Below are 11,824 nucleotides of genomic sequence, written 5' to 3' on the forward strand. Positions count from 1 at the left end.
TTAAGTAAATTCGATTATTATATCTTCGTTAATATACGCAATGATTTTATTCTTAACCTCATATCCCATATCCCTATAAGCATTAGCGTAGGCTTCTATTTGTTCCTTGTATTTTGGACTTTTTTTACCGGTTTTATAGTCAATAATATGAACTTGGCCTTTATTTATTACCACCCTATCGGGTCTTAAAACTTCCCCATTGGATAAAAGCAGTTCTTTTTCGTTAAGTATAAGGTTGTCCTTTGTAAAGAAACCCTTTAAGTTTGAATGGTTTATTACTTTATAGAGTATATCTCGAACCGTATTGTAGTTAGCAGGACCTAACAATCCTTTTTTACGAGCACTTTCTAAAGCTACTTCTAAATCTTCTTCATGGTCTATGTTCCCAAGAATATGATGTATAATGTTTCCTTGCTGTATTGCAGCTTCCCTTTCCGTATCCCATAGCATACCCGCCTTAGTATGGATTTTAAATGCTTTTCTATCCTTATGCGTATATATATATGGTATGCTTATTTCTGAATCATTAACATCATTTACTCTTAATTGCTTTGGAACCGTACCAAAATCATACTCCATTTTGTCTTGTTGCCACATTCCCTGCTGGCTTAAGTAATGCATAAAAAGTCCCGAATAATAATCAGTCTTGAAGATTCCATCCCTTTTTAGGTCCTGATAACTTATAATATAGAGCGCGTTTATTGCTCTGGTAAGTACTACATATAGTAGGTTGTAAGCGTCTAATTGTAATTGTTGATGTTCTTCTTCATATAAGGCAGCCTCTATGCTTCCATAATTTAGAACTTCCTGTTTTTTACTAATAAGTAACTCTTGGAATCCTAAAAATGACTTCGAATCCACAGAAACCCATAGTTTGGGATCTATTTCTTCAAAAACTTTGGTGTTTGCATATGGAAATATAACTACAGGAAACTCCAACCCTTTGGATTTATGTATGGTCATTATCTGTATTGCCGAAGTATTTTCGGGAGTACTGATGCTGAGTTTGCCCGCTTTTATTTCCCAATGAGTAAGGAATGATTGCAAATCTGTACCATGGTTTTGTTCTATCTCAAAAACAAAGTCCATAAATGACATGAGGTGAGCATCAGTTAAAGGAGCGAGATCAAAAGTTTTGATGGCGTACTCCATTGTATCTAACAGCGATTGGCCTTTATGTTTTTCTACATTGAAATGATAATGGTCGCTAAGCAGTGAACCGGGGTTGTTTAGATGTTGATGAATAAAATCGTGTTTATTTTTAATTGCACCCGATAAATACTCCAGTAGCTTATAGTTGTTTTCTTTATTATCCTGAACCAATATATAGTGTACTAAGGAAACTAAGAATTGAACCTTTGGGCTGCTGGATAGCAAAAGGGAATCGGAAGAAATAACCGGAATACTGTCCTTCATGAGAAAATCCGTCAATATTACGGCATGTTTTCGTTTGCGGACTATAATGCAAATGTCGCTATAATCGAACCCATTATCCAAGGACTGTTTAATTGCCTCGACAACTTTTTCGGCGTAGATATAATCTTCTTCCTCCTCTAAAAAGCTTAGCTTAACATATCCTCCGTTTTTGTTATTGGTTTCTTGCTTATTCCCTTCTTCAAAAAAACTTCGGTAAAGTGAATTTTCTAAAAGTGGAGAGATACTTTGAAAAAAACTGTTATTGAATTTTATGATTTCGTCGTAACTCCTATAATTCCTAGGCAGCATATATGCCTCGCTGCTTACGGAGAAAGGATTGGAGTTTTGTGTTGCTAAGTTTAAGAATTGTTCGGCCTTACCGCCTCTCCATCTATATATGGCTTGTTTAGCATCTCCTACCAAAAACAATGAACCCGTTCTGCCCTGTGCGTCTGCGCCTTCGAGTGCGTTGGCTATTAGTGGAATCAAGTTGTTCCATTGCATTTCTGAGGTGTCTTGAAACTCGTCTATAAAATAATGCCTGTATTTTTCACCCAAACGCTCATAGATAAATGGTGCGGGCTGATTTTTTATTTCCTTGGAAATTATACTATTAAATTCAGAAATGGATAGTTGGTCCTTTTCCAATTGTATTTGCTTTAATTCTTCGTTTATGGTGTTCAATAAAGTTAACGGAACAAGATTATTATAGATGTTAAGGAGGTAACTACGTTTGTAGATAATCTCTTTAAGGTCTAAGTATCGCTGCAGTAGGTTATTGCAAAAATCTTCCGTAGGGGGTTCCATTTTGGCCTTTAGCACCTTACCTTCCAATAGATTTTCCTCAAGCTTGTTGTTATATAAAAGGGAAGGTTTTAATTGGCCTTCCAAGACTTTTTTGAAATGATTGGGCAAAGTCTGCCTCGGGAAATGTTCCATGGCGACCCCCATGGATTCTATATAGGAAATTGTTTCTTTGGCAATATGGAAGGCATTTTTCTCCGTATCCTTTTTTAAGGAACGTAAATGATTTTGTAATGCTCTAAAGTCGGATAGTTTTTTTTCACCAAAACTTTGAATATGTGATGTATTGTTCTCATCCAAAAGTAACTTTCCAATTTTTAAAAGATCAAAACCAATGTCCCAACTTTTATCGTCATCGATTTTTTCCATGGCAAAATCCATAAGGATTTCAGTAAGTTCTTGATCTTCCCCCGCTTTTGATAAGACTCTGGATACGGCTTCGATTAGGAGCATATCCATATCCAAAACAACTTCGAAATTTTGTGGAATTTTTAAATCTCGTGCAAAAGTGCGTATAATCCTATGGGTAAATTTGTCTATGGTAGAAATATCGAAAAAGGCATAGTTATGCAGGATTTCCTTTAATCTAAGCTTACTGAGTTCCCTTAAGGAATCCCTGCTTAAACGTAAATCATCCATCAATTCAATAAAGAGTGAAGGTGCCTTCTCCAGAGAGTCAATTTTGCCAAAGGTGAAAAGGCTTTCAAGGATACGATATTTCATTTCGTTTACCGCCTTATTGGTAAACGTTATCGCCAATATCCGTTTAAAGTTATTTGGGGAAGAAAGCACAATTTTTAGATATGCCTTGGAAAGAGCGTAGGTCTTACCAGAGCCTGCCGAGGCGTTAAATATCTTAAAAGGACTTTCTTGTACCAATTTTTCCTTGCAAAATAAGGATTATGGAACAGTTCTTAACAAATTATTGGGTTAATATAAATGTTAAAATCCTTAAATTTGAGATACAATAATTATTAATCTAAAAACAATAAAATTATGGCTTTTCAATTACCGAATTTGCCTTATGCATATGATGCTTTAGAACCTCATATAGATGCAAGGACAATGGAAATTCATCATACAAAACATCATAATGGATATACCACAAAACTAAATGCGGCCATCGAAGGAACGGACCTAGATGGTAAATCAATAGAAGATATTCTTTCCGGATTGGATATGGATAATACTGCGGTTAGGAATAATGGCGGTGGTTTTTATAATCATTCACTATTCTGGACTATTCTTTCTCCAAATGGAGGAGGAGCACCCTCTGGTGAATTGGCTAAAGCAATTGATAATGCTTTTGGTTCTTTTGATGGGTTCAAGGAAAAATTTACAAGTGCAGCAGGGTCAAGATTTGGATCTGGATGGGCTTGGTTATGTGTCCATAAAGGAGGAAAGGTGGAAATTTGCTCTACACCGAATCAGGATACACCCATTATGCCAGGAGTAGGCTGTGGAGGACATCCAATTTTAGGGCTTGATGTTTGGGAGCACGCATATTACTTAAATTATCAAAATAAGCGCCCCGAATATATCAATGCTTTTTTTAATCTTATAAATTGGGATGAAGTTTCAAAATTATATGCGGCCAATAAATAAAATAGGCCATTAAAAAAACTTAAGAAAAAGTAAGACAACCACTTACAGAGTACTCTGTAAGTGGTTTTTATTTTGATATAATAGAAAAGGGTGGAGAAGTCTCCACCCTTTTTGTCCCAAATCTTACCATAAACTTAACCTACTTATGCTATGGCAAGACTAAATTACTGGTATTGTGGGAAATAAAAAAAGAAATGTTAAAAAATTTTAAGATACGCGCAGCCATCTAATTTTTGGAGCTATGGATAATACTTATTCAATCGAGTAGTTTCCAAATAAAAAAGGTAGAGCACAGCTCTACCTTTTTTCCCCAAATCTTACCATGAACTTAACCTACTTATGCTATGGTTCTTCAAATATATATTGAATCAATAATCGAAAAAAAGCTATTGGTTAAACGGCGTAAACCTTAGTTGAAATACCTAAGTTGTATTATTATCTTACAGTTAGGGAAGGTAGTATGGAATAAAAATGTAGAAAATAAAAAAGGTGGAGAGTTCTCCACCTTTTTTGCCCCAAATCTTACCATGAACTTAACCTACTTATGCTATGGCAAGCTTAAATGTAAGGGTAGCGCTATCTGAAAAGTTATTACATCGACGAAATGCACTTTTTTACGATGAAACGCATGATGTTTAGGTTGAAATGACATCTTTCCTTTAATAAGCCCTTTCATTTTTCCCTTCATAAAAGTTGATAAAAGCCCTATTGACCACCCTATTTCCACCAGGAGTTGGATAGTTTCCTGTAAAGTACCAATCCCCTAAGTTTTTTGGACACGCCTCATGCAGACTAGAAATGCTTTGGTAAATTATCTGTACCTCTGCTTTGATATCTGCAGGGCTTAAAAGTTTTCCAATTTTGTCTGAAATGGTATTTGCACTGAAAGGCGTATAAATTTCCTTTACATAGTTCTTAATATCCTTGTCTTTGGAGTTAACTTGCGCTATACATTTTTTGTAAACATTCTCAATTACATGCATAGAGTTGTTTTCTTCATGTAATGCTAAAGCGGCTCGGAAAGCAATAAAGTCTTCCAATTTAGCCATGTCGATACCATAGCAATCCGGATATCTGATTTGTGGCGCCGATGAAACTACAATGATTTTTTTAGGAGACAGTCTGTCCAGTATTCGCAAAATACTTTTTTTGAGTGTGGTTCCCCGGACAATACTATCATCTATGATAACCAAATTATCACCTTTCTTAACAGAGCCATATGAAATATCGTAAACATGGGCCACCAAGTCATCACGACTATCGTCTTGGGTTATAAAGGTTCTTAGTTTGGCATCCTTAATGGCCACTTTTTCAATTCTCGGTCTAACCTCCAAAATCTCATGTAATTCTTCACTAGTAATTTTGGAGCCAATGGATAATATTTGTTCCTCCTTCTTTTTGTTGAGGTAATTTTGGGCCTCCTTGACCATACCAAAAAAGGAGGTTTCCGCAGTATTGGGTATGTATGAAAACACGGAATTTTTTATATCCCCATCGATTGCCTTAAGAATTTGGGGAAAGACCAATTTCCCTAGCATTTTTCGTTCTTGATAAATTTCTTTGTCGCTACCTCTAGAAAAATAGATACGTTCAAAAGAACATGCCTTGCGCTCCCTGGGTTCCAAAATTTGTTTGATTTTGGTAGCACCGTTCTTTTTAATAATGATTGCATTACCTGGTTCCAATTCTTGAACCTCTTCAAAAGGAACGTTGAAAACCGTTTGGATTGCAGGTCTTTCCGAAGCCACTACAACTATTTCGTCATCTTTATAGTAATAAGCAGGTCTAATTCCAGCGGGGTCACGCAGTACAAAAGCATCTCCATGTCCTAAAAGTCCGGCCATGGTAAAACCACCATCGAAATTTTTAGCCGCCCTTCTCAATATTTTTGACACCTTTAATCTTTCAGCAATCAATGGAGAAGCTTCCTGTTTGGTATGTCCTTCTTTTTTAATTTGCTTGTAAAGTTTGGCTACGGCATCGTCCAAAAAGTGACCTATTTTCTCCATAACCGTAACAGTATCCGCCATCTCTTTTGGATGTTGACCTAATTGCACCAAATTGTCAAATAGCTCATGGACATTGGTTAAGTTAAAGTTTCCTGCAACAATTAGGTTTCTATGCATCCAGTTGTTTTGTCTTAGAAATGGATGCACACTTTCAATACTGTTTTTCCCAAAAGTTCCGTAGCGCACGTGACCTAAAAGAAGTTCGCCGATATAAGGGATGTTCTTTTTCTGTAGGGCAACATTATCTTCGTATTCGGGATGCTCCTTAAGCTCTTTATTTATTCGATCGTTGATCTGTGCAAAAATATCCTGAATGGGCTGTTGTTGGCAGGAACGAACGCGACTCATGTAACGTTGACCTGCATCCACATCCAGTTTAATACTTGCGAAACCAGCACCATCCTGACCACGGTTGTGCTGTTTTTCCATCATTAGGTACATCTTGTTAACTCCGTAAAAGGCCGACCCATATTTTTCTTTATAATATTCCAGCGGCTTTAGCAATCGGATAACCGAAATACCACACTCGTGCTTAATAGCGTCACTCATTGGTATAAGTATTAAAAAAACCCCAAAGATGGGGCGTGGGGTTATTGTAATTCAATTTCAAATTGTGTTAATGCCTTGAATTGATGCAATCTTTTATTTATTTCGTCTCGATCCAAATGTAGCATGCGTTCCGTTCCAAATTTCTCAACCGAAAAGGATGCCAAATTAGAGCCATGAATAACGGCTTTTTTCAAATTTTCAAAGGTAACATCATCCGATGCTGCCAAATAACCGGAAAAACCTCCTGCAAAGGTATCCCCGGCACCGGTAGGATCAAAAACATCCTCTAACGGTAAAGCGGGCGCAAAGAAAACCTGTTCCTCATGAAACAACAAGGCTCCGTGTTCTCCTTTTTTAATGACCACATATTCAGGACCCATTTCAAAAATTTTCTGTGCGGCCTTTACCAATGAATATTCACCTGTCAATTGTCTGGCTTCTTCATCATTAATGGTCAAAACATCTATCTTTTCGATGACCTCGGTCAATTCGCTCAGTGTATGGTCCATCCAAAAGTTCATGGTATCCAATATGATGAGCTTTGGTCGTTTTTCCATTTGATTAATTACACTCATCTGAATATTCGGATGCAAGTTTCCGAGCATCACTACGTCGGAATCTTTATAGTTGGACGGAACTACAGGATTAAAATTGGCCAGAACATTAAGTTCGGTAGCCAATGTGTCCCTTGAGTTTAGGTCATTGTGATATTTTCCTTTCCAGAAAAAAGTTTTGCCTCCTTCAACTATTTCCAAACTGGAAATATCAATATTTTTCTCTGTAAAAAAGTCCAAATATTCTTGTGGAAAATCATCTCCTACAACAGAAACAATGGCAGAATCAACCTCAAATTGCGATGCCGCCAAACCTATAAAAGTCGCCGCACCACCTAGAATTTTATCCGTTTTTCCAAAAGGGGTTTCAATAGCGTCAAAAGCAACCGTACCAACAATCAAAAGCTTACCCATAAATCATATCCAAAATGAAGTTGCAAATATAAGGATTTGGATAACGAATTGTAATTGTTAAGACAAGACAATTTCAATACTTATTAAGATTTACTTTCTCCCAAAATCAGCGGGGATTTCTCCCCAGGCTTTGGTTTCCCATTTTACAATAGGAGTTGAATATTGGTTTTTTTTCAGCCAGTTTTCGGCTCTTTTGATCAAATCGAACAACCCTTTGTTTTTTTTGTTTTCCGTGAGTTTGGTATTGCACTTTTTTTTTCGAACCCAGCTCATTGCGGTACGGGAGTCCGTATAAATAATACGGTCACTTTTTCTTTCTTTTAAAAAGGCCAAACCATGGACAATGGCCAGGAACTCACCAATATTATTGGTACCTTGCCCAAAGGGACCTTGTTTAAAAAGCGTTTTCTTTGTTTTGGTATCTACACCTTGATATTCCATTACTCCAGGGTTTCCACTAGAGGCGGCATCTACGGAAATAGAATGGTAATTGGGTTGGCCAATTTTTAAAAGTTCAGCAGGTAAAAGCTCCGACTCCCCTTTCTTCTTGCCCTTATAATCTTCGTAATTTCCATTATAGGCCTTTTTGGCCATTTCAAATGTCAAAAAGGACTTGTATTCAGCACCTTTTATCCCACTTATGGCAGCCTTACAGTCATCCCAAGATTCGTATATGCCAGGTTTTTTTCCTTTCCAAACAACGTAATGCTTTTTCTTTTTGCTCATTTGGATAGGAGTTCTTCAATAACCTTTGGAAAATATTCATATTCTAACTTGTGAACTTTATTTGCAATGTCCTCTGAACTATCAGCTTTGGTTATTCTCGTTTTCACTTGCGTAATAAAAGCCCCTTCATCGTAATTCGCATTTACATAGTGTATAGTAATGCCCGTTTCTTTTTCATTATTTTCCTTGACGGAGTTATGTACATGCATACCGTACATGCCTTTCCCTCCATATTTTGGCAATAGTGCGGGGTGAATATTGATGATTTTATTGGGAAAAGTATCAATTATCTTTTCCGGGATTTTCCAGAGAAAACCGGCCAAGACAATTAAGTCCGGATTTAGACCCTTAAGAATATTTAGAACACAATCACTTTTAACGTAGGCATGTCTATTAAAGTAAAGGGCATCGATATTCAATCTGTTGCAACGGTCCAAAACCTGGGCGTCTCTTTTATTCGTTAGAACAGCCGAAACTGTAATGCTTTTATTATCACTGAAATAATTGACTATATTCTCTACATTGGAGCCTGAACCTGAAGCTAATAAAACAATTTTTTTAGTGTCCAATGGCAAAATAGTTAAGTTGATTCATTAAAATAATATCAATACGTAAGACAAAAGAAATCAGAATTTAAGTAAGCACCAAGATTTTATTTATAAATAAACCCGGTAAAACATTCGTTTTTTGCATGAAATTTTATTCATTCAAATACGGTGGTATGAATTTTATTTTATTAAATTACAGTACATTTTAACGACAATTGGTGTATTTAATCCAAAGTTTTTTATTTTTGCCATCAATTTAAATTTTTAAAACCAATATTATTATGTCAGACATTGCATCAAGAGTAAAAGCTATCATTGTTGATAAATTAGGAGTTGATGAAAACGAAGTGGTATCAGAAGCTAGCTTTACCAACGATTTAGGGGCAGATTCATTGGATACTGTTGAGTTGATTATGGAGTTCGAAAAAGAATTCGATATTCAAATCCCTGATGATCAAGCTGAGAACATCGCAACAGTTGGCCAGGCCATTAGCTATATAGAAGAAGCAAAGTAATTTGATGATTTCTTAAACAGAATTAAAATTATCCATGCGGTAAATTCTCCGCATGGATAATTTTTTTTAATTTACCTTCGGTTTATTTCTAAACTAAAAACAAGTTCAATGCAATTAAAGCGAGTTGTGGTTACCGGGTTGGGAGCTCTTACCCCAATAGGTAACAATATTGAGGAGTATTGGAACGGTCTTGTAAACGGAAAAAGCGGATCTGCACCCATTACCTATTATGATACTGAAAAATTTAAGGTAAAATTCGCCTGTGAACTAAAGGATTATAATACTGAGGATTATTTCGACCGAAAGGAAGGTCGTAAGCTGGATAGGTTTGCGCAATATGCATTAATATCTTCCGATGAGGCTATTAAGGACTCAAAATTAGATTTGGAAAAGCTCGATAAGTTTAGGACCGGAGTAATCTGGGGAGCTGGTATTGGAGGTCTGGAGACTTTTCAAAATGAAGTAATGAATTTTGCACAAGGAGATGGAACCCCCCGTTTTAATCCATTCTTTATCCCTAAAATGATTGCAGATATTGCACCTGGTCATATCTCTATAAAGCACGGTTTTATGGGGCCAAATTATACCACGGTCTCAGCTTGTGCATCTTCTGCAAATGCCTTGATAGATGCATTAAATTATATACGTTTAGGACATTGCGATGTTATCGTATCTGGTGGAAGTGAAGCAGCTGTTACCATAGCAGGAATGGGAGGGTTTGGTGCTATGCATGCACTTTCAACGCGAAACGATAGTCCGGAAACGGCATCCAGACCATTTGACGCTACAAGGGATGGTTTTGTTCTTGGAGAAGGAGCAGGAGCTTTAATTTTAGAGGAATATGAACATGCAAAAGCTAGAGGGGCGAAAATTTATGCAGAAGTTGCCGGAGGGGGACTTTCTAGTGATGCCTACCATATGACCGCCCCACATCCAGAAGGAATAGGTGTAGTAAAAGTGATGGAAAATTGCTTGAAGGATGCCGGGATGAGCATTGAGGAAGTGGATGCAATTAACACCCATGGTACCTCTACACCATTAGGTGATGTTGCAGAATTAAAGGCTATTTCAGAAGTTTTTGGTGAACATGCGAAAGACATAAATATAAACTCTACAAAATCGATGACGGGTCATTTGTTGGGAGCTGCAGGGGCAATAGAAGCGATAGCTTCCATATTGGCTATGGAGCATGGTGTTGTTCCTCCCACTATAAATCACACAACAGTCGACGAAAATATAGATCCGAGTCTAAACTTGACGCTGAACAAAGCTCAGAAAAGGGAAGTAAAGGTCGCTATGAGCAACACCTTTGGTTTTGGTGGTCATAATGCTTGTGTCGTCTTTAAGAAAATAGACTAAGTTCTTTATGACCTTTCCTAAAAATATCTTCAATTCCCATCCTAAACAGGATGGGGATTTTTTTTTAGGCTTAAAAAGGATTTTGGGATTTAAACCAAAACAATTGGTTTTTTATAAAAAAGCTTTCCTTCATCGGTCAATGAATAGAAAAGACGAAGAAGGAAACCCAATGAATTATGAGCGGCTGGAGTTTTTAGGTGATTCCATGTTGGGCACCATTATTTCCAAACATCTTTACAATGAAGTCCCTGAGGGTGACGAAGGGTACTTAACCAAAATGAGATCGAAAATCGTAAGCCGAGAGCATTTGAACGAACTTGGTAAAGATTTGCAGTTGATAAAATATGTAGAAAGTAGAATTCCAAAAACCCATTTTGGCGAAAATATACATGGGAATGTTTTCGAGGCTCTTGTGGGAGCCATATATCTGGATAGGGGGTATAAGTATTGTGAGAAATTTATAAACAAAAGGGTCATAGAACCCTATGTGGATATTGAGCAGTTAGAGGGAAAAGTAATAAGCTATAAGAGTTTGGTTATAGAATGGTGTCAGAAGCAGAAAAAATCCTTTAACTTCAATGTTTATGAGGATACAGGTAATGACTCCCTTAAGCATTTTGCCGTAAAATTATCCATAGATAACCAGGTAGTGTCCAAGGCAAGGGCAACATCCAAGAAAAAAGCGGAGGAAAGGGCATCCAAAAGAGCATTTTTTGCCCTACAGGATAAAATGAAATAATCATAGTTACAATTACAACAAAACACTAACCTTTTCATAACAATAATGATATCTTAAACTTATTTTCCAGTTAGGCATTATACTTTAATAGTTCTATATTTACCGTTTTTCCGTGCATATGTCGGCAGTTTATAAAATAAAAGATGATTTTTATGATGATTCCTTTCTTTTAGTCGCATTGCATAGCACTTTGGAGGATTTTGCAATTGCTTATGGATTGAACAAGGTTCTAAAGTCCAGATTCAAAAGAAGCCGGAAGGGTTTTGAATTATCGGAGAACCGATCATTTCCATTTTATGAATGGGAGGATGAATATAATTATAGGTATTGGGTACTTATTGCCAACCATAGTTCAAAAAAGGAATTGGTGAACAATAATGACTTATTTCAAAATGAGTCTACCTTCTCTACCCCACGCTTAATACCAGAACTTAAGGAGGTGGATTATTTTTTAAAAATAGAGGAGGACGATGATACCATGGTGGGGGAAGAAATAATAAAGACTATTTTAGGTATGCCAAGGATTATGGCGGCTTATGAAGTCGATACAAATAAACTTAAGTCTAAAAACAATTTAATTTTTTAA

The 11,824-nt window shown here is 36.6% G+C and carries 10 protein-coding genes; 5 read left to right on the forward strand and 5 right to left on the reverse strand.

Going from position 1 to position 11,824, the window contains the following annotated elements:
- Entirely contained in the window at positions 1-3,099 is a 3,099-nt protein-coding gene (locus PP182_RS04850; protein ID WP_272650210.1) for a UvrD-helicase domain-containing protein, read from the reverse strand.
- A gap of 117 nt (positions 3,100-3,216) precedes the next feature.
- On the opposite strand from PP182_RS04850, the gene PP182_RS04855 reads away from it, so the two are divergent.
- Positions 3,217-3,825, forward strand: coding sequence for a superoxide dismutase (locus PP182_RS04855; RefSeq protein ID WP_272650211.1), 609 nt, complete (start codon positions 3,217-3,219; stop codon positions 3,823-3,825).
- A gap of 659 nt (positions 3,826-4,484) precedes the next feature.
- On the opposite strand, the gene PP182_RS04860 is transcribed toward PP182_RS04855, so the two are convergent.
- The 4 genes from PP182_RS04860 to purN all read right to left on the reverse strand — a co-directional run bounded on the left by PP182_RS04860 (position 4,485) and on the right by purN (position 8,646).
- Entirely contained in the window at positions 4,485-6,383 is a 1,899-nt protein-coding gene (locus tag PP182_RS04860) for an amidophosphoribosyltransferase (protein ID WP_272650212.1), read from the reverse strand.
- Positions 6,384-6,424: 41 nt separating this feature from the next.
- Entirely contained in the window at positions 6,425-7,351 is a 927-nt protein-coding gene (locus tag PP182_RS04865) for a PfkB family carbohydrate kinase (protein WP_272650213.1), read from the reverse strand.
- Positions 7,352-7,441: 90 nt separating this feature from the next.
- On the reverse strand, positions 7,442-8,077 hold the full coding sequence (locus PP182_RS04870; protein ID WP_272650214.1) for a ribonuclease H family protein: 636 nt from the start codon (positions 8,075-8,077) through the stop codon (positions 7,442-7,444).
- Positions 8,074-8,646, reverse strand: a complete 573-nt coding sequence (gene purN / locus PP182_RS04875) for a phosphoribosylglycinamide formyltransferase (RefSeq protein ID WP_272650215.1) — start codon at positions 8,644-8,646, stop codon at positions 8,074-8,076. Before purN ends, PP182_RS04870 begins: the two co-directional genes overlap by 4 nt.
- Positions 8,647-8,906: 260 nt before the next feature.
- Here purN and PP182_RS04880 point away from each other — a divergent pair, with 260 nt between their 5' ends.
- From PP182_RS04880 to PP182_RS04895, 4 genes are all read left to right on the forward strand, one after another.
- Entirely contained in the window at positions 8,907-9,140 is a 234-nt protein-coding gene (locus tag PP182_RS04880; protein WP_047247024.1) for an acyl carrier protein, read from the forward strand.
- A 108-nt stretch (positions 9,141-9,248) separates the two neighbouring features.
- A complete protein-coding gene (gene fabF, locus PP182_RS04885) occupies positions 9,249-10,499 on the forward strand; it encodes a beta-ketoacyl-ACP synthase II (protein ID WP_272650216.1) in 1,251 nt (416 codons plus the stop codon).
- Positions 10,500-10,506: 7 nt separating this feature from the next.
- Complete coding sequence (rnc, locus tag PP182_RS04890) at positions 10,507-11,238, forward strand: ribonuclease III (protein ID WP_272650217.1); 732 nt, start codon at positions 10,507-10,509, stop codon at positions 11,236-11,238.
- Between the two features lie 118 nt (positions 11,239-11,356).
- Positions 11,357-11,824, forward strand: coding sequence for an IPExxxVDY family protein (locus tag PP182_RS04895; RefSeq protein ID WP_272650218.1), 468 nt, complete (start codon positions 11,357-11,359; stop codon positions 11,822-11,824).

Origin of the sequence: Maribacter sp. PR1, assembly GCF_028464145.1 — a bacterium.
Lineage (GTDB): Bacteria > Bacteroidota > Bacteroidia > Flavobacteriales > Flavobacteriaceae > Maribacter.